General features: G+C 43.4%; 13 protein-coding genes and 1 pseudogene. 5 read left to right on the top strand and 9 right to left on the bottom strand.

The features are described 5' to 3' along the window. The 5 genes and pseudogenes from ACEW8S_RS08770 to ACEW8S_RS08750 all read right to left on the bottom strand — a co-directional run. A pseudogene (locus ACEW8S_RS08770) lies at positions 1–307 on the bottom strand (DUF1080 domain-containing protein); the annotation flags it as partial. 92 nt (positions 308–399) lie between these two features. Beyond that, complete coding sequence (locus ACEW8S_RS08765) at positions 400–2,613, bottom strand: GH92 family glycosyl hydrolase (protein WP_373517780.1); 2,214 nt, start codon at positions 2,611–2,613, stop codon at positions 400–402. A gap of 106 nt (positions 2,614–2,719) precedes the next feature. Then, positions 2,720–4,804 carry a hypothetical protein gene (locus ACEW8S_RS08760; protein WP_373517779.1) on the bottom strand — a complete coding sequence of 695 codons (2,085 nt, stop codon included), beginning with the start codon at positions 4,802–4,804 and terminating at the stop codon, positions 2,720–2,722. A 158-nt stretch (positions 4,805–4,962) separates the two neighbouring features. Beyond that, positions 4,963–6,156: a DegT/DnrJ/EryC1/StrS family aminotransferase gene (locus tag ACEW8S_RS08755; RefSeq protein ID WP_373517778.1), complete on the bottom strand. Its 1,194-nt coding sequence runs from the start codon at positions 6,154–6,156 to the stop codon at positions 4,963–4,965. Between the two features lie 98 nt (positions 6,157–6,254). Beyond that, on the bottom strand, positions 6,255–6,890 hold the full coding sequence (locus tag ACEW8S_RS08750; RefSeq protein ID WP_373517777.1) for an NAD(P)H-dependent oxidoreductase: 636 nt from the start codon (positions 6,888–6,890) through the stop codon (positions 6,255–6,257). 464 nt (positions 6,891–7,354) lie between these two features. Between ACEW8S_RS08750 and ACEW8S_RS08745 the strand changes: the two genes are divergently transcribed. Together ACEW8S_RS08745 and ACEW8S_RS08740 are read left to right on the top strand one after the other, a co-directional pair. Next, a complete protein-coding gene (locus ACEW8S_RS08745) occupies positions 7,355–8,941 on the top strand; it encodes a sensor histidine kinase (RefSeq protein WP_373517776.1) in 1,587 nt (528 codons plus the stop codon). A gap of 3 nt (positions 8,942–8,944) precedes the next feature. After that, a complete protein-coding gene (locus ACEW8S_RS08740) occupies positions 8,945–9,331 on the top strand; it encodes a response regulator (RefSeq protein WP_373517775.1) in 387 nt (128 codons plus the stop codon). Between the two features lie 223 nt (positions 9,332–9,554). Here ACEW8S_RS08740 and ACEW8S_RS08735 read toward each other — a convergent pair whose 3' ends face one another. From ACEW8S_RS08735 to ACEW8S_RS08725, 3 genes are all read right to left on the bottom strand, one after another. Next, a complete protein-coding gene (locus tag ACEW8S_RS08735) occupies positions 9,555–10,196 on the bottom strand; it encodes a response regulator (protein WP_373517774.1) in 642 nt (213 codons plus the stop codon). A 719-nt stretch (positions 10,197–10,915) separates the two neighbouring features. Next, complete coding sequence (locus ACEW8S_RS08730) at positions 10,916–12,892, bottom strand: PorP/SprF family type IX secretion system membrane protein (RefSeq protein ID WP_373517773.1); 1,977 nt, start codon at positions 12,890–12,892, stop codon at positions 10,916–10,918. Positions 12,893–13,070: 178 nt separating this feature from the next. Next, positions 13,071–14,321, bottom strand: coding sequence for a cell envelope biogenesis protein OmpA (locus ACEW8S_RS08725; protein ID WP_373517772.1), 1,251 nt, complete (start codon positions 14,319–14,321; stop codon positions 13,071–13,073). 366 nt (positions 14,322–14,687) lie between these two features. On the opposite strand from ACEW8S_RS08725, the gene ACEW8S_RS08720 reads away from it, so the two are divergent. After that, positions 14,688–17,981 carry a two-component regulator propeller domain-containing protein gene (locus tag ACEW8S_RS08720; RefSeq protein ID WP_373517771.1) on the top strand — a complete coding sequence of 1,098 codons (3,294 nt, stop codon included), beginning with the start codon at positions 14,688–14,690 and terminating at the stop codon, positions 17,979–17,981. 204 nt (positions 17,982–18,185) lie between these two features. Here the strand turns inward: ACEW8S_RS08720 and ACEW8S_RS08715 are convergent, their stop codons facing one another. After that, positions 18,186–18,383, bottom strand: coding sequence for a hypothetical protein (locus ACEW8S_RS08715; RefSeq protein WP_373517770.1), 198 nt, complete (start codon positions 18,381–18,383; stop codon positions 18,186–18,188). 217 nt (positions 18,384–18,600) lie between these two features. Between ACEW8S_RS08715 and ACEW8S_RS08710 the strand changes: the two genes are divergently transcribed. Together ACEW8S_RS08710 and ACEW8S_RS08705 are read left to right on the top strand one after the other, a co-directional pair. Continuing rightward, positions 18,601–20,319, top strand: coding sequence for a TrkA family potassium uptake protein (locus ACEW8S_RS08710; protein WP_373517769.1), 1,719 nt, complete (start codon positions 18,601–18,603; stop codon positions 20,317–20,319). A 302-nt stretch (positions 20,320–20,621) separates the two neighbouring features. Further along, the coding region (locus ACEW8S_RS08705) for a hypothetical protein (protein WP_373517768.1) at positions 20,622–20,918 on the top strand (297 nt) is incomplete at its 3' end.

Raw genomic sequence — 20,918 nt, 5'->3', positions numbered from 1 at the left:
AACCAGGTACTACCTCGAAATGGTCGTTATCGACTATTTTCCACGGTGCCACTGCATTACCGTCCTTAGCGCTTACCCATTGGTCAAGATTCGTTCCATCGAAAAGGATGATGGCGTCGGACGGGGCATCGCCCAAGGTCTCGCCAGGTTGCACGACCTCGACTTCAGGCTCCCAAATTTCGGTCATTTCCGGTTTCATGGGCATAGGGGATTCTTTTGGGGGGGTATTTGAATATTTCTGGGCGTTTACCGAGGATACTGCAAATGCAATTACGGCCAAACTTGACCAAAGTGTTCTTGATTTCATGTGGTTATTTTATTTGGATTTAGATATTTGTATGCTCCAGGGTAAACTGGCTTTGATATTTTGGATTAAAGTTGATAAAATTTTCAAAATGCTTATTCCGACCTACCCATCTTCAACAGCAACTCGCCACCTTCGGTGATTTGTGAATGCGAAATGGTCGATCCCTCAACTTTTTCACCGTTCAAGATACCACTTTTTACTAGTATGTTGTCTTTATTCTTGTTGATAGTTTTAATGGTAAACGTTTTTCCCGGATAGTAGTTTTGATCGAGACTGATTTCCACGGAACCAAAAATAGGGCTTCCGATTTGATAGCTAGGATTTTCTTCCGTACCCCCGTTCATTTGGAACAGGCCGATTTTCAGCAGCACTGCCAAACTTCCCATAAGGCCCTGATCTTCATCCCCATTGTACCCTGTGGACGGGGAAAGGCCACCAAAAACTTTTTCCGTAACTTTTCGCGACCAATATTGTGTTAGGTCGGGACTGCCCAGCCGGTTAAAGATAAAAGCGGTCTGAATCGAAGGCTGATTGCCGTAATTGATGGGAATACGGCTGTATTCGGGATGCAGTTCCTGGGCGTGCGAACTACCGGAGGTAAACCCCAGTTTATCCGCCGTTTGGAATTGAGTGTTCAACTTCTCGATCGCTTTTTTGGTTCCGCCCATCAATTCGGCCAAGCCTTCCAGATCATGGGGCACGAACCAAGTGGCCTGAGCGCCGTTGGCCTCGATAAAACCGTGTTCATGTTGATAAGGGTCGTAGTCTTCCCGCCATTGGCCATCGACATCTTTGGGGCGCATCCAGCCCGTGGAAGCATCGAACACATTTTTGTAGTTTTTTGAACGGGCCAGAAAATAGTCGTAATCCTCTTGGTGCCCCAATTTTTTAGCCAGTTGCGCCAACGTCCAGTCTTGATAGGCATACTCCAAAGTGAGGCTGGCACCATCTTGATGGCCGCCGAAATCACCATCGGGAATGGGATAGGGTACGTAACCTTCCTCCAAATAGTATTTTAAGCCGCCACCCAATGAGGTATCATGCTCATAACCTGCCTTGGCCATGATTCCACCGATCATATGGTTTTTTTTCAGCACTTGATATACGGATTCCAAATCTTCGGTCAATATGCCTTTTTGGATAGCACTTACCATAAAGGGCGTTGATGAGGCCCCGGTCATCACATAGGTATAATTCCCCCCGGAAGGACCACGGGGAACTAGTCCGCCATCCTTTTGATATTGCAAAAGGGATAGGGCAAAGTCTTTCATTATGTTCGGATACACGAGACCCCATAAGGTATTCAACGTCCATTGTGCTCCCCAAAAGGCATCGGAATTGTAATGGGCAAACTTCGGTTTTCCATGCTCATCAAGAGGAAGCTGTCCGATCCGGAAATTTTCTCCGGTGTTGTCGGGATAGGCGCCGTTTACATCACTGATGGTTCTTCGACCCTGTAAAGCATGCCATAAATCGGTGTAAAATCTGCGCTGCGCCGTTTCTGTACCGCCTTCAATTTTAATTCTGCCCAAGAGATCGTTCCACTCCCTTTTGGAATCGGCGACCGTTTTTTCAAAATCCCAGTGGTTCAGTTCGGAATCCATATTGGTAGCGGCGTTTTCCAAGGATGTATAAGAAATGGCCGCTTTCATCAATACATTTTTTTCGCCGGGATCCGTGTAGACCAGGTAATTTCCTGTTTCCTGGTCTTGACGGACCGAATCGATATCAACATCCAACGCGATTTTAAAATACAGTTTGAAGGGTTTAGGTCGCCGGTGTGTGGGTTCCATTTCCAGCGAGCCGGAAAGGGTTTTGTCCCCAGTTTTCTCCATTTTGCCATCTACATTTGCGCTGGGGCCTAGGATGGTGTTCAAGTTGAAGAGGATGGCGGAACGGCCTTCCCCGGGAAATGAATATTTATGGAACCCTACACGCTTGGTACTGGTCAGTTCGGCCGTTATGCCGTAGCGTTCCAGTTCGACCGAATGATAACCGGGGGATACTTTTTCCGTTTCATGGGAAAATTTGGAATGAAAATCAGTGAATACCGCATCTTTATTTTCCTCGGAAATGAATACCGGCATCACCGAAAGCCCAGAAATCTGCCATCCGTGTACGTGGCTAAAGCCCTTGATGGTATCTGTTTTATAGCGATAGCCACTGCCCCAAGCCCCGTCGATTTCGGTATCGGGACTCAAATTGACCATGCCAAAAGGGCGACTGGCCGAAGAAAAGAAAAACCAGCGGGAGTTTTCGGTGTCGAGCTGGGGATAGACGAGGTCGACGGGGTCGGCGGTCGGCATTTTTGTATTTTGGGCTTTGACAATTCCAAAAGAAAAAAGGGTTATCCAAAGAACTATATATATACGGCAATAAGAAAGTTGTTTTTGTTTCATTCTTCCCATTTTTCTAGTTCAATTGCATTCTAAAAGGTGTATCCATAGGGAATTCCCTTTTCATTCTATCGACGCTAACCGTATATCGCTCGCCATCTTTACCAACTTGGACATCAATGGTTTTCCCTCGAATTTTAAAACCTTTTAACGCAACTCCCTTCATATATTCATGTTCGATAGGATGAATTTTGAGACTATCCGTAGTCACTTTCATTCTGAACAGACCTAAAGCCAGATGCATTGAAACCCCTACCCCGGAAATCAAATTCGATCGGCCGTCCTCGCGATATCCCCTGGTTGCCGAGCGCATGGCCTGGGGATAATAGGGTAGCTCGCCCCACCAGCTTATACGGTTGAGCAAATCGATTCCTTCCTCGAAAAAACCGGCATTGAAAAGATCGGTCATCAATTCGGGACCATCGATCGTATAAATACCCGGTCCCCACCAATCCACATCGTTCGGGTCATAGCCGGCATCAAGTTTAGAAAGGCTATGCACGCCCCAATCGGAAAGGAATTCCTTTTCGTTGAGATGGGCTACGATGACTTTTTCCATGTCCTTGGTATACACGCCGGTCCGTAGGGCATCAAAAACCTGTATGGAATAGCAAACATGCGGGTTTCCCTTTTGATCAAGCGTGTTGGGCCATCCCAATTTTTCGTTCCACAGTTTTTCCTTGAATACCTTCGACAGCTCCTTTTTTCTTTTTATCAAATCGTGGGGCGTCTTTTTATCCTTATATCCATGGAGTTCCGTAAGCATGTCATAGATCAGTAATCGTTCCGCATTGGGACTTGGGGTAAAATATTGGTAGGCATCCGTTTTCTTTAGCTCCAACAAGTTTTCGTTCGAGCCGTAATCCACCAGATCCGCCGGTTTATTCAGGTCTTCGGCACCTAAGCAAAAGGTATATAAAAAATCAAGATAGGTGCCGTCGTCGACCGGTTCGTCGAGAATTGAAAAATCGCCGGTCATACTCACATAATCGTAGACTAGCAGGGCAAGCCCATGATAATTATAGGAATAGAACGGGCCAACACCCTCCCCTGTTGCCGGGTTAACGGCGTAATTATCGTACATATTGGCCTTTGCGAAGGCAAGAATGTGGTTTCTGCTGACCTCGGGCGCTAACAAGGTGACGTATTTACTCGGTAAGGCATGGTCCCATAAGTAGGAAATCATGGCACCGCCATCGATTCCGCAGGCCGCGATCCATGGGGAAAAAATAAATTCGGGAACCTCCCAAGTAACGGATAGTAGGCTCAACAGTCCCGTGTCGTACATTTTTTGTATCTCATCGGAAAATCCCTCCAATCGGGGTGCTTTTTGCATGATTTCTTTCAGGTCATTGTTCCACCCATTCCGGGTTTCGGTAACATAGGAAGCGATATCCTTAGTTATTTCAGATGCCCGATTTTTCGTTTTACCGTTATTTTGACCTAAAACGAAAACAATTCCGAACGTGATGGATTCTCCGGATTTGAGGTTAATCCGCGCTCCTAGTTTACCGTTTTCGCTATGTTCGAAAGCGGTTCCGTAGCTTACCATACTCATCTCGGCGGCCTTGGCCTTTTGCGCAAGATAATATCCTGAAGGGATGTTCATAATGGTAGTCCCATCCATTATGATATCCTTCCCTTGCAAGTCCGGTTTATTGAACTGCCAATCGGTTTCCATACCCAGCGTGCCTTCTGCGGCCCATTGAACGGGCACCTCAAGACTGTTTTGTGAAACATTCCGTAGGGTGATTTCATAAATACCCCCTCTTTGGTTATATAAGGGTAGCGCCCTTGCCTCGGTGGCTATCCCATTAACCTTGGCTCCCTTAAAAACGGATTCCGACGGATACCAAACGTAGCTATCTACCGCTACTGTTTCATCAAAAATCTTCACACCAATATCACAGGGACCAAAATAATATGGAGGGGTAAAGACCGCCTTTATACCGAACTGTTGAATATCGGGACTAACGGATGAACGGTTCGTAAAGTTGTAGTAACTATGTTGTTCAAAAATAGCGCTGTCGGAAGTGTACATGAACTGTTCGAACAGTTCGGGCAGGCCTGCGTCATCATCCATATTTTGCTGACCGCTCAAACCAAATACAGTTAGTATTGCGATTAGAAGTGTTACTTTTCCGTTGAGCTTCATGTCAAGTGCACTAATATTGAAAATTGCTATTTTTCGAATTAAGGTAAACAGAACCACTAATCCTAATGTGTTAGAAATCAAAGACAGACCTTAAAGCTTGGCTATTATTCGAGATTATTCAGTACCACCACCATTTTCTCTGCCCTTTCCAGAACCTCATCTTCAGTCCATCCCAATTTGATCAAACACGAAATATTCCGCCCCACCCAATGGTCGGACTTCGAGAAATCGGATTTCGAATAATCGGGAAGCTGATCGTAAACTTCTTGAGGCAATTTCCCAAGGGATGTCTTATGGATAAGATGTTCCCATTTTCGATAGTAATGCCAATTGTTATCATACCAATAAAAACAGGCATCGACGCCAGCTTTGCCTAAAGCGGAATGTGCTTTTTTGGCCGTATCGGTATCCGGCAGGAAAAAATTGAGGAAGGCATAGCTCTCCACCCCACCTTCCGGCACTCGCCTAAAGGTGACTCCTTCGATGGCCTCCAAAGCTTCCCGCAATATGGAATAGTTCTTTTTTTGGATGGCCAGAAATTCGTCCAAACGCGCTATTTGGGCCAGGCCGACTGCAGCATTCAGTTCTGACACCCTATAGTTATATCCTAAAAAGGGATGGGTTTCCGCTCCCCTCTCCTTTCCCAAATGGTCATGGCCGTGGTCGGAATAGTGGTCGGCATTTGCTTTGTAGTTTTCGTTGTCAGTTATAATCCCACCGCCTTCTCCGCAGGTTATCGTCTTTACATAATCAAATGAAAAACAGCCTAAATCGCCGTAGCTGCCTAAAGGTTTTCCCTCGAATGTACCGCCAATAGCCTGGCAGGCATCCTCCAATAGTAGTAAATCGTGTTTGTCGCAGATGGACTTCAAGGCTTTCAGATCCGCCATCGACCCGCACATGTGTACCGGCATTACGACCTTGGTTTTAGTTGTAATCGCGTTATCTACCGCCTCGGGGTCCAAGCATAAGGTATCGTCGATATCCACAAGAATCGGCACTGCCCCGATGGCTAAGATGGACTCGAAACTTGCCACAAAAGTAAAGGTGGGCATAATGACCTCATCCCCTGCCCCTATGCCTGCGCTGACCAAGGCAACGGTCAGGGCGGAAGTGCCACTGCTGACTACCTGTGCATGTTTCACCTTCATCCGCTTCGCTAAAGCCCTTTCCAGTTCAACGGCCTTCCAGTGCCCGTTGCGCATACTGTCGAAACCGTAGCGCATGAGCACACCGGAATCCATTACATCTTGTATTTGTGCTCTTTCCTGATCTCCAAAAAGTTCGAATCCCGGCATTCCGTGGGGTTTTTAGGTTTGTTGGTTCAAAACACAAATTCAAATTGTCAAATCCAAGTTAAGCTTTTGTGTTGCGTTTGATTTTTGTGTTTTTGGGTTCAGCTAATCTCGATTACACTATCCTCAATATCCTTACGTACTTTCTTGAATTCCGAGAACATATCGTCATTGGCCCGGTAGCCTACCGGCAAAACCAAAACGGAGGTCAGGCCTTTGCTTTCCAGTTGTAATACCGCATCGTACCCCTCGGAATCAAAACCTTCCATGGGGCAGGAATCGATTTTTTCCATGGCGCAAATGGTAAGTAGGTTTCCCAAAGCCAAATATGCTTGATTTTTGGCCCATTGTCGGATTTCTAGAATATCCTTTTTTGAAAAATCATCGACCATAGCATCCTTAAAGGGATTTAGAATGGTATCGCTGGTGCCCCTGATCTTTTTTACCTGTTTGAAATAGTTTGTAATGTAATCCTCACTGATGATTTTTTGGATACAGATAACGAGAACATGCGATGCTTGGGCGACCTGTAGCTGTTGGTAGGAATACGCCACCAATTCGTTTTGAAGTGCCTTGTTCTGAAGCACTAACAGCGTAATAGGTTGTAGTCCGTAGGAGGTTGCCGTAAGGTTGAACGCTTGTTTCAGGCCTTCGATTTTTTTTTCGGAAAGAGTTCTTTCCGCATCGAATTTTTTGACGGCGTAGCGCCATTCAAGATTTTTTATGGTGTCTGTCATAAGGGTTTGAAATTCCATTGGCAACATACAAAAGTAAAATAATTACGGCGCTTAATCGACCAATATCCCAAGGTTGTATGAAGTTAAGCCCAGATTATCACATTGGCCAATGCTCCGGGCCTTTCTAACTTCAACTAAAATCTTGAATTTGTAATAAAAAACTTATTAATTTCTCAATTTTTACCCTACATTTGTCCGTAATTACGATTTTATAAGTAAAATGCCATTTATTGTTGTTATTTTTTTGATTTTTGTTTGTGAACCTATTTATACTTTTTGTGTGTGGCCGGATACTTGCGATTGTTGGCCCGAGAAAAGTTATTTGTATACTGCTGGGCAAAATCACGGTGGTCAAAAAATGATAAATTTTGACTACCAAATGTGGTATTTCCAAACTAAAGAACAAATTGAAATCGTTGCAGTATTTTTTCGTAAAATCGATTCGAACTTCTATTTTCCCCCCTATGAAATTCAAGTTGACCGCTACCCAACTTACCGTTTTTTCCCTGATACTCTTTCTGATTACGAATTTTTTTATTTGGACGTCGATTCAAACAAGGGTATCCCACCAAAAACAAAATCTTTTTGAGCTAGAACAGGAAAAGGCGAACAATACCCTTAATCAGGCAGAAACTCGTTTGCTCGCACTCTATACCATCACCAAAAGAAAAACGCTTTTCTTGGCGAACCTGCGCGAGCTCGATGCCTTCAACAACGTCCCCACGTCCTTTACGGAACAGCAATTGGTAGCGTTTCTAAGGGTTCATCTCAACTACTATCAGGCCGTACTGTTAGACTCCTCCGGAACGGAGCTGGTCAATGCCAGGCGGATCGAAGGTTCCGTAATGCTTGAAAGTGCGGACGAACTTCAATTCAAGGGCAATCGAAATTATATTAAGGAAGCGCTTCGATTAAAAAAAGGAGATGTTGCGCTCTCGTTAACGAATATCAAGGACGGGGAGAATAAAATCGGAAAGCGCTATCGCCCTGCGATGCGTTTTTTTACACCCGTTTTCGATTCTGAAAGAAAAACAGAACTTCTAGGGCTTAATCTAGACCCCGAAAGTTGGTTCGATATTTTTGAAGATATCGAATTTGGGATAGTAAGTTCCCAACATGAAATCTATTTTGGGGCGGAGAACATCCTCGACAAAAAAAACAGAACAAATCTTGACGAAAAGGATCAGTATGGATATCCATTATTTTTTTCAAAGAAAATCAATCTAGAAAATAATTTAAAGTGGACCTTATACACCAAACCGGACAATATCGCCCTCGATGCAAAATTTGAAAAATTCAGGAATCAGGCTTATAAGACCGGAGCTGCCCTATCGATAGGCATATTGTTCTTTCTGCTGGTGGTACAAATACTCCATATAAAAAACAGGAACATTTCAAGATTGAACCGATCTATAGAAAATCGTTTGACCGAAAGGGACACTCTTATTAAGGAGATACACCACAGGGTCAAGAACAATCTACAGGTTGTGGCCAGTCTTTTAAGCTTACAATCGAGCTTCATCAAAGACGAACAGATCAAAATGTTGTTCAGGTATAGCCAATACCGAATAAATTCAATGGGTATTGTACATGAAATGCTGTACAAGAGCGATGACTTGAACCGAATCGACTACGGTGAGTATATTAGGGAATTGGTCAATGTACTAATTATATCGATGAAGGGCGATAAAAGTAAGATCGGACTGGTAACGGAAGTCAAGAATATATTTTTAAATATCGATACCTCTATTCCCTTGGGACTGATGGTAAACGAAATTATTACCAATTCCTTAAAATACGGATTTTCCGATTCCGAAGAAGGCACCATTACCGTAGAAATGAATAAGCTAAGCACTTTTACTTATGAACTTAGAATTGGCGACAATGGTTCAGGAATTCCCAAAGATGTTAATTTTAGAAATACCAAGTCGCTTGGTTTAAAGCTGATTCATAAATTGGCGCTACAGTTACGAGGCAATATCGAGAAAGATAATTCGCTAAAAGGCACTAATTATATCATAACATTTCAGGAAATTGAACAAATGTCATAACCTATGTCAAAGAAAATATTAATTGTAGAGGATAATTTTATCATACAAATGTTCTTGGAGGAAATTTTATCGGGCATCGGACATGAAGTTCTCGATTCAACGGATAATGGCGATGACGCCCTTGCAATGGCGAAGGAACACTCCCCCGATATAATTTTGCTTGACATTGGACTTTCCGGAGGATGGAATGGTATCGAACTGGCCGGTATTATCAAAGAGAAATACCAAATTCCCTTTGTATTTTTAACAGGAAATTCAGATTATGCGACCCTGGAAAATGCTAAAAGCGAAGGCCCCCTGCATATCATCAACAAGCCCATTGACGAGGACAAGTTGAAAGCGGAGTTTGAAATCATTGTTGAAAAATTGGATAGCCTAAAAATCATTTGATGGACATTATATGGATTGTATTATTCCTATCAGCACGAAATCAATAGCTTTTACCGCTATTTACGCATAAAAAAAGGCCGCTCTTTCAAACGGCCTTTTTACTACAGAGGAAAAAAAGTGATGTACACGTTAAGAGCGTTCGTACTATGAAACCTAGCGAAATCGAGCCAGCGTTGCCAGCGGGACGCTTGAAATTAGCGACTGCGATCGAACAGACCCACCACTAGGCGGCCTTTTCCACATAGTCTAACTGCTGTAACTTCAACAGGGCCTCCGATTTAGAGTTGACATCCAACTTCAAATAAATATTCTGCACGTGAAAGTTGACCGCGCTGGCCGTTACGAACAGCTTTTCGGCGATGGATTTGTAGGTCGCGCCCTGGCAGAGCAAGTCGATGACCTGATTTTCCCTTTCCGAAAAAATATCGCGTGATTTTCGCTGAAACGTGGCGATGAACAGACTGATAATGTCGTTGCTCATGGTCGCACCGTCATTTTTAATGGATTCCAAGGCATTGTACAGCTTGCGCTCGCTAACCGGTTTGGACAGGTAGCCGTTTGCGTTATTCTTGAACGCTTTTTTAACGAGATCGAAATCGTTACGACCGCTCAGCATAATGATCTTCACATTGGCATCCTTTTGTCTGAAACGCTGAATGCATTCGATACCACATTCCCCATTCAGGGATTCTTCGATAAAAACGATATCGGGAGATTGGGTGTCATACGCCTTCAGCGCCTCTTCAACAGAAGCATAAATGTCGCCCAGCGAATATTCCAAAAACATGTCAAAATACTCACGATAGGTGTTGTGAAGTGAACGGTCGTTGTCGATAACGATACTCTTTAAGGTGTTTATACTCATGGTTGTGGGGTTTTGTGATATAGTCCGAATCCTATTAAAGGTTCCGGGCCATATCGGTTAGATTTGGGGTAATCGGGTACTGATTATTCCATCGAAACGCGTGAAATCATTGTCGATCAAGGCGTAGGAAAATACTCTCTCATTGATCAGGTTAATCAAGAGGCAGCTAGGTTGACGTCGCAAAATATCTGGTTAAAAACCTTGTAAAGCGGTAGGTATACCACAGGGTTTTAATTCAATATCTCAACGGAAAACCATCCGTATGCGCTTTAAATCTAAACGATTTTAAACATCGTCAAGCAACACGATTTCGATCGTAATTATGGAATAGGATAAAAACTTCCTCCTTGAAGTGGCGAGGATGTGAACTCGTTTGGGAGTTCTTTTCTTTTCGGTAACGGGGTAGATGTAGGTAGGGTTTCATGGTGTGGGATTTGGGTTTCTACTAAGTTTAAATTTTTCTCAAAATCAATTTCATTAGTTATGATTTAGATACCAAACTTAGTAAATTATCAAACCCACCTATGAATTTGATATGTTTTTTCGTTCAAATACAGTCGTTTGCCAAAATTTTGTGTAATACATCCGGTTTTTGCGATAAAATAAATTCGCTTTTTTGGGGATACAAAAAAAACAGCGGGGCCTCCCCCGCTGTAATTTTACCTAATTTCTCTTTTCGAAAAACAAGGTCCCACTAACCATATTGTAATATTGTAATTCTATTGATCTTCGTAAAAGTTATCGACGATAGACGATGCGTTATCTACTTGCATAATCCATTTATCAGCATTGTACTGTCCGTTCATGTTGGATACATAAGCGGTCTTGGCATCTGATTTATAGTTGTAATCGGCCAGATAGACATAATGTAATCCGTTTTCTTTGTTATAGAAATAGCCTGGTTCCAATCCCTTTTGCTTTAGGTCGCCCATAAAGGCATCCAGATATTTTCTGCTTTTGAATACATTGGCAATCACGTAGTATCCGGATTTCACACCGACCAAATCGGACTGCTTCATGGTCTTGAAAGGAAGTTTGACACCATCTTTCATGTTGTCGGCATCAGCATTTTGGGTTACCGCAGGTTTTGTGATGATTTCGCCCAATACCTTGTGTACCGGCTCGAATTTTACTGATCGAGTATAAGCCTCTTCCGTTACGACCTCGGTTGTTTTCTCAGCAGCGGCAACGGCCTCGGATGCATTCACTACTTGAGCAATCTTTTCTACCGGAGAATTTTTCTCTATCGGTGCGACTGGTGTTTTAACTTCTGCTACAAGGGCATCCCTCTGTTCGGCCAATTGCATGGTACGCTGCAAGGAGTCTTTCAAGACCGCGACCATTGAAGCCAATCGCTGATCGAAAGCTGTAGTTCGCGCGGCATCGATGGAATCTTGTCTGAGTATTAGCTCGTCCAAAATCAATCGGTTTTCGTAGGCAAGGACATTGGCATCCGCTTCGTTCAGATTCGCCATGGCCTCCATGATATCCCGGTCGCCGATTTCGGTTACGGCATCATTCGTTATAGCAGCGTTCTTTAAGGTATTCTTCGTTCCGCCACCGTTTGTTCCGGGACCTTTTGTCACGGCATCGTTCGTTACGGCAACTTGCGCAACGGCATCCCTCTTAGTGTTGGCCGCTTTATTTTTCTCCACTTCGGCTTTCAGCGCCAATATCTGTTCTTCGTAGTTTCGTACGATACGATCGACCTTTTCATCCTCTGAACCCTCTGCAAAAAGACCTTTGGCGTTGTGTTCCCTATCCAAAGTATAGGCTAGGGTCACCTCGTGGTTCCAGCCAAGATCGGCTTCCTTGTTCATTACATCCCTCTCCAATAGGTATCCCAAGGACATTTTTTTGCTCAGGTTGAAACCAAGTCCCAATGAAAGTCCGTATTCTTGATCAAAATTGGTTTGGAACCATCCATAATCCGGCAGATCGAGCAGCATAGAGCCCACATAATTGACGCTACCGTCTTCGTTTTGGCCGACCTGTACGAGCGGCATAAAACGGGCATTGGCCAAAAGGCCCCTGTTCTGCATAAATTCGTAGGTATACTGTACGGAAGCCTTAACGCTTTTGGTGCCCAGGTCCGTCACGAATTCATTCGTAGTCTGGTTATATTTAAATAGATCCGTGGCATATACACCGAAATCGAATTGGCCTAATGAGAGCGTAACGCCCGGCTTGATGGCGATTTGGCTTTCCTTTTTCGACTCATCGAGTTTGTTGTCGGCATCGGCAACGACAATCCGGTTCTTGTCAAGACCTTTGGTGAAATAGGTAATGTTGGTGCCGAATGTCAGTTTATTTTTTTCGCCCAAGCGTACTGCCGTAGCGTAATTGGCGTTGAAGCCGAATTCTTGAACAACGCCGGACCATTGGCTGTAGACACTGATGCCCAAGGCGGTGCGATCGTTCAATCTGTTGCTGAATCCTAAGAAATAGTTCTGGTCGTTATCCTCAAAGGTCGCATATTGGTTTCTATGTAGGATGTTGATGTAGGATTTGTTCTCGCGTACCAATGAAAAGGTAGGGTTGATCAGAAATCGGTTGAAGAACAATTGGTTTTGATAGGTGCTCGTAGTACCCAAAGCCGGGGCCTGTTCTTGACCGAAGCTGCTTTGCAGGCCTAATACGGCGCAAAACAAGAGGAGCATTCCTATGGTATTTTTTATGTTGTTGGGGATTTTCATGGCAATGGAATTATGGTTAATCTGGGGTAGTATTTGGGATTTTACTGTGGGATGATAGGGTCGACTTGGGGAAACTTTACTCAAGTTTTTCGTTAGGTCGACCCAATGCATCCGCTACACAGTTTAATACGGACCGGGCCTTAAGGTATCGGCTGGCGGTCGGTAGGGTCAAGTTCGATTACTCGTCCTCAAAAAGGGAACTGGTATAATCGATCTGGGAATTGTTTATGGCTTCCATAATATCGTAGTCGCCTTGTCCGTTTCCATTATTGTTGTAAGAGAACACCACTTTTTGTACGTCGGTCTTGCCATTTCCGCGGTTGGACATCACATAGCCTGTTCCATTTTTGGAAGCTAGGGACACCGCAAACTCATCGCCGTCGCTGTTTATCTCGTCGCCAAGATTGATGGCCAAGCTGACATTGGCGCGGCCGACCTGGGCCATGTAGACATCGAGTCCACCTTGGCCCCTATGGCCTTCGGATGCAAAAGACAGCGTGTTGCCCTCTATTATATTAGGATACAGGTCATTTTTCTTCGTGTTGACCTTTTTGCCCAAGTTTTTGGCGACACCCAAACTACCATCATTACTTATGGTGGATACATAGATATCATATTCCCCAAAAGTACCGGGCATATTGGAGGCGAAGAACAACCGCTTCCCATCTTCGGACAAGGCCGGATGCATTACGGAGGCATGTTTTGGGGCCACGGCGACTTCCCGCGCGTTTTTCCACTGTCCGTTTTTCTTTTCCGCCCTATATATTTTATGTACTAGTTCTTTTTTTGAAAAAACGCCGTACATAGGCTTTACATATTCCGGTTTACTGAAATAAGCGGTGTTGCCGTCGGGGGTCAAGGTAATCGGCGCCTTATACCTGTTCTGCATTTCGGAACGGTCGCTTTCGGAGAGTTCAACATCAACATCCGATAGCAATTGATCTTCCACGAACTGAATATCGTAACCTCTGTTGAAATCCAGATTCCGGTATTTGCTTGTGCCAGTATCTGTATCGGCACCCGCCATTTGGTTGCCATTGATCTGATAGTCCGATTGAATCATGGCTAGCCAATCTTTGTTGTTCGAATCGTTCGGTGAATTATCGGCAACTATTTGCTGCTTTGCGTGTTGGTATCTTTTATGGTAACTGGCACTTAAGGTATTTTGCTTGCTGTTTTCCTGTAGTTTTTCATACCAGAAAAGAGCCGTTTCATAATCTTCATTGAGGAAATTGGCATTGCCAAGATCTTCATAGATAGCTTTGTCATCGTATCCCATATTTTTAAGGGTACGGTAATTATCCATTCTTTTTTCGGTCTGCCCGTTTATATCCTGATTACTATTGCTATGGATATCCTGGGCGGACACCGAATAGCTAAAACAGGTAAAAACAGTGCCGAAAATCACGGAGGTCAGGGGGTATTTCATGATTTCTTCGATTAAGGGGTTAATAACTTCGACAAAGTTCATAAAACATTCCCGTTGCGTTCTTAGCAAAAATTCATAGGTTTTTGGTTTTACGGGATGGGTTCTGTTAAAAAAAGATGGTTTTTTGGGAAGAATTCTCGATAAAATAACGCTTGAATCGCCTATTTTTATTGACTTTTATGAGGATGGCCTTCATTTTCGGGATGCATTCAAGCAAAAAATCGGATATTTCTAAGATATTCGATGAAATGCAGTGATTATTTGGTGAAAGAGGATAGCACCCTCAACTATTAAATTTTATGAAAGTGAAAGTAATTTCGTACCTAATATTACGTTAGTATAAGGCCCATACCCAAAGAGACTACAATGATACTACCCAGATTATCAACGATTCTAACCTTGGCGCTTATCACTTGTAGCGCTGCCAACCTACAGGCACAGCCTCAAGAACCCTACACATTTCATCATATCGAAAATGGTATGTCGCAAAACTCGGCTACCGTACTTTTAGAGGATAGCTATGGTTTTATCTGGGTCGGAACCCGCAACGGTCTAAATAAGTATGACGGTACGGATTTTCAGATATTCGAGAAAAGTCTAGATGGCGTAACCGGCCTGACCGATGAATATATCGGCGCACTATATGAAGATGGTCCGGACCTATATATCGGTACCGATCAAGGCTTGAGCGTGTACGACCGTACCCTAAAACGCGTGAGTCCATATCATTTTAAGGAGTCGGCAAAGGAAATCGAATCCAAGAATATCATATCGATCGCCAAGACTGCAAACACATTATGGCTGGGCACTTCATCTGACGGATTGTACGCCTACCAGACGAAGACCGGCAAATTCAGGCACTTTCTAGCGAACGAAAAAATAGAGATTCTCAAGCATAGTAACCATCATATTTTAAAAGTGACCCCTTTGGACGGTGAGCGTCTATTGGTCGTATCCAGTTTCAATATTTTTGTGATCGATACTGATCTGAACATACTCAATAAGGTTCCCGTACAAGAAAACATAACGAGTGTTGCACAATTCGATGAAATGAATTTTGTTATCGGCACATCGGAGGGATCGATAGTCGAATTTAAAATAAGCCCTACTTCGGAGATGTCAATCAAAAAAACCATCATAAGTCCGGGGTTCTTAATTCTATCTCTGGCAAAGGATAAAAACGATGCTATTTGGATCGGTACGGAAAATAACGGTCTGTTCATCTACTCCAAAGTTACCGGCGATGTAGCCCATTTAAAATATAGTTCGGCCCGCCCCAATTCGATATCCAACAATTCTGTTTGGTCGCTTTTAAGTGCACGAAACGGGGTGATGTGGATTTCGTGTTTTAAGAGCGGGCTAAGTTTTTACGATTCCGAATACTATAAATTCACACATATCAACACGGATCCCTTTGATTCAAGCTCCCTCAGCAATAGGTTGGTCAATGCATTCAAAGAGGATAGCGCCGGCAATATATGGGTCGGAACAGATGGCGGGGGACTGAATTACTGGAACAGGGCTACCGACACCTTCGATCATTATTCGTTAAACGATAAAAATTTTGCGGCCAATGTGGTGCTGTCCATCCTTCAAACCAAAGACGATGAGCTTTGGGTGGGCACATGGGGATATGGTATCATTGTTTTTAACACAAAAAGTAAAGAATTTTACCAGCGGAATACTCAAAATTCTTTTTTAAAATCCAATTACATCAGCGATTTACTCTGGGATAAAAAAGGACGCATATGGATTATAAACTACAATGGTGGTGTTCAAGTATATACTCCGGATACGGATAGCCATACTGACGTAATACTGAAATCGGCCCACGATGGCTCCGAAATTACCTCTGCCTATACGATACTGGAGGATAGCGCCGGCCACGTTTGGATAGGCACCCTTAATGCCGGGCTGTTTCAGCTGACAGCGAAGGAAGATACCTGGAAAATCGATCACTACCATGATATAGATAGGCAAAGAACATTAAGCAATAATTTTGTCAATACCATTGTACAGGATAAATGGGGTACCATATGGGTAGGCACGCAAGGGGGCCTTAACCAATATCTTCCCAAAAGCAACTCTTTTCGGGCCATCACAAAAGCCAACGGTTTGAAGAACGATGCCATAAAGAGCATACTTATCGATGGGCGAAAACACTTATGGCTAGGTACCGAACGGGGCATTGCAAAATACGATACCGAGACGGAAACTGTTTTGGATTATGATATAAAAGATGGTCTGCAGTCTAACGAGTTCAACGCAAAATCTGCCCTTAAAACGGTTTCGGGCGAATTTTTGTTCGGTGGAAGCAATGGATTCAACATTTTTAGGCCCGAGGATGTGGTAAAGAGAGACGACGCGCCCGAACTTTTTATTTCGGTTCTAAAGATTTTCAATAAGCCTGTGTTGCCCAATGATGGGTCCGCTATCCTCAAAAAGGATATCAGCCAGATGGATTCCATAACTTTGGATTACAATCAATCCGTTATCAACTTTAACTTTAAAACGCTCACCTTCAGACATCCCGAAAAAGTAAACTATGCCTATTTCTTGGAAGGTTTTGAAACGGATTGGAATTATGTGGGCAATACTCCCACTGCGACTTACACCAATTTAAATCCGGGGGAGTACATCCTTAGAATTAAATCGACCAATTCAGATGGGGTTTGGGTTGCCAATGACATCAGCCTTGCCATAACCATAAATCCTCCTTTTTGGAAAACCTGGTGGTTCCGCACCTTGCTTTCAATTGCGTTTTTGGGAATCATATATCTCCTGTATTTCTTTAAGGTACGGAATATAAAAAGGCATCAGATAAAGTTGGAACAACAAATAGACGATCGCACCCAAGAATTACAGTTACAAAAGAAAAAATTAGCGGATGTGGCCGAAGAGCTGTCCGTTAAAAACGATGAAATACAGCGGTTTACGTATTCTGTTTCCCATGATCTTAAAAGTCCGCTCAACAGTATCCAGGTCATGGCCGACCTAATTTCGATGGATGTTGAGGAGGGGAAAATCACCGATGCAAAAGAATGTCTTGGTTATATCACCCAGTCCTGTACCATTATGAACAGTCTAATTGCGGATATTACCGAAATTGCGAAATTGGGAAAAATTGAAAATAAAATGGAAATTTTAGATTCCAAAGAAATTATTCAAGTAGCCAGCAATATGGCCATCGGTCGCCTCCGGGAACGGAAGGTCCAGTTAATCGTTGAAGATGCGCTTCCGAATATTTACGGAGATCGCAACCGGTTCGTCCAGGTTTTTGAGAACCTGATCGATAATGCGATAAAGTATATGGGGGAGCAAGAAAAACCTGTGGTAGAGATCAAAACTAAGGTCGGTCAAGATTTTCAGCAATTTTTTATCATTGATAACGGTTCAGGCATGGATGCGAAGTCCTTAGATAAATTATTCACCCCTTTTAAACGTTTCCACGCAAAAACAAAGGGAACCGGCCTTGGACTATATATGGTAAGGAAAATCGTAGTCTCCCATGGCGGAACGATTACGGCAGCATCCGAGGGCAAAGGAAAAGGCACGACCTTTATATTGACCTTACAGAAAGCTGACAATACAGTGCAAAAAGCGCAGGCTGGCGGAGAGTATACGGAGGTATTATGCTTACCCCCATCCTTAGGACAATAATTCTTTAAAAATAAGTTTTATGATGGTGTTGAAAGAGGGGGTCCGGGGGGAGACTCATAACACGCCGTTTTTGTTGAAAACCCTGTTTTTCCCTTTTGTGCCATCATGCCGCCTTCCTCTTTCTTTGTTCATAAACTGTTGACAGGGCCTCGTCCCCCTGGCTCTGATACCTCTGCTCGTTGTTGTAATATTCGAAATACTTCCTCAGCCCCCGGTAGCATTCCCGTCCGTCGTCGTCCGGGAAAAGATAGACATGCTCATACTTGACGCTGCGCCAGAGCCGCTGGACGAATATGTTGTCCAGGGCCAGTCCTTTCGGAGCCACGTAAGTATCCACAGTACTCCCAGCCATGGGTACAGATCGACAAAGTTCACAAAACATTCCCGTTGGGTTCTTAGCAAAGATTATTAGGTTTTTGGTTTTATGAGTATGGCCTTCATTTTCGGGAGGCATTCAAGCAAAAAATCGGATATGTCTAAGATATTCGATGAAACATAGGGATTTTGGTCAAAATAGTGATGTCACCACTTTCTTCTTGTGTTTAGAAAAACCTGACGTAAATTGTATCTTTTAAAACTCTGGGATTGACGCCTACGTATCCCAATTGAAATACGGATTATGAAGTTTGTCGGTAGTCAGATGGCCTATTACCTGAAAGACAGGAACTTTAAGAGAAACTCTAAGGTCTTACTACGATATTTGGTCTTCTTAGGCATTGTGATTTGTATGTTCTCCATTCTTTTCCACGTCATTATGGAAAGGGTCGAGGGCAAAGATCATTCCTGGGTCACCGGTTTTTATTGGACCCTGACCGTTATGAGCACCCTTGGCTTTGGCGACATTACCTTTGAAACAGATATCGGTCGTATTTTCAGCATCATCGTACTAATCACGGGAATCATTGCGCTATTGATCGTTTTGCCATTTGCCTTCATAAGGCATTTTTATGTCCCCCTTTTAGAATCACAAAATAAAAACCGGGTGCCACGACAGGTTCCTAAAGGTACACAAAACCATATCTTACTATGTGCGTATGATGTGGTGGCAAGAGACCTAACGGAGCGATTGGAACAAGAGGGTACGCCTTATTTCGTTATCGAACCCGATCTGACAAAGGCACTTGAATACCACGATTTGCATATTCCCGTACTACTTGGGGAATTGGACAGTCAAGAAACCTTTCTCCATGCCAATATCAGGGACGCCAAATTGATTTTGGTCAATAGGAAAGACACCGAAAATACCATAATCATTCTCACCGTTAGGCACCTTGCGCCCGATATTCCCATTGTAGCCATAGCAACGGATGACGAATCGGTCGATGTACTGCAATTGAACGGTGCCGACCATGTACTTCCCGTGAAAAGATGGCTTGGGGAACAATTGGCAAACAGGGTAAATGCGCAACATGCAAAATCCCGACCTATAGGACAATATGAAGATCTCTTTATCGCCGAACTGCCCATTCACAATACCCCTTTGGTCTCCAAGACCATCCGGGAGACCGGATTGAGACAAAAGTTCGGGGTCAGCATTGTGGCCATCTGGAAGAAAGGCAGGATGAAACCGATAGCAGGCACAGAAAAACTGACCTACGATAGTGTTTTGGTCATCATAGGTAATAAAGACCAACTCAATAGTATCGACGAGCTCTTTCATGAATACAATGTAAACCCCAACCCGGTGCTGGTAATCGGAGGGGGCAGGGTAGGGTTTGCGGCGGCCGAATCATTACAGAAAGACGGCATCCTCGTAAATCTGATTGAAAAAGACCCAGAAATATGCAAAAAAGTAGGCCATGTTTGCCATAAAGTATTCCCAGGCATGGCATCGGATTACGATCTCTTAAAAAGCGCCGGAATCATGGAAGCTCCATCCATAATACTTTCAACCAACGACGACACCATGAATATTTATCTCGCTTCCTATTGTCGTCAACTGCACAAGGAATTGAAAATAGTGAGCCGGATATCCGAAGCCCGAAATATCGATATTATGCACAGGGCGGGGGCCAATTTTGTATTGAGCTACGCCACGCTTGGCTCGGAAGCGGTATTGGCCATCTCCAAAAACCGGGAACTGACCGTTCTCGGGGAAGGCATTGCACTAATTATTGTCCCCATACCCCGTTCATTGGAGGGTAAAACACTGGCAGAATCCGGTATAGGTGCCGAAACGGGACTCTCCGTTATCGCCATAAAGGAAAATGCGCAAGTGGCTACACAGTTATCGGCCCATACCCTGCGTCCCCCCGGTGCGGAGATAGTCATGCTTGGAACCCCGGATATGAGGAATACTTTCAATGCAATCTATGGAACCTCGACTTCATCCAATTGAACAAGGAAATAGTGGAAAGCATTAATCGATGCTTGACAGTTGAACACTGTTCATCATCGGCATTGAATAGTAACCTTAGTAATTATTAGCTTGTATGTTTTATTTGAAACCAACGGATACTGCCCAAACATATTGATTTTATTAAGTACATTTGGCCTTCATTAAAACGGTTTACCTTTATTATAATGAGTTTATTTCACAAGGTTATTTATACTCCAAAAGTTAATTGGCTGATACGGAATGTCAACTATTTGTTATCGCCTTTTTTACCGAACAAAATTAAGATCCATCCTTCCGGAAAATTGAAAGTAGGATTAAAGAACCATGAATCCTTTTATCTAAGAACAAATCAAACTAGCTATTTAACCCGTGAGCTGTTTTGGAAAAAGGCCGAAAATTTTGAGTATACAACGATATTCATAGGTTTAATAGCAAAAGTGACTACCTTTTTTGATGTTGGTGCAAACATTGGATATTATAGCATTCTAGGATGTAAAATCAACCCATCTTTAACGGTCTATGCTTTTGAGCCATCGATTGGGGTAATGATCTATATGCGTGAAAATCTGAAAATAAATAATTTGTTGGATAAAGTATTC

The sequence above is a fragment of the Pricia sp. genome (genome assembly GCF_041745955.1).
Classification (GTDB): Bacteria; Bacteroidota; Bacteroidia; order Flavobacteriales; family Flavobacteriaceae; genus Pricia.
This window is presented reverse-complemented; position numbering and strand designations above follow the sequence as displayed.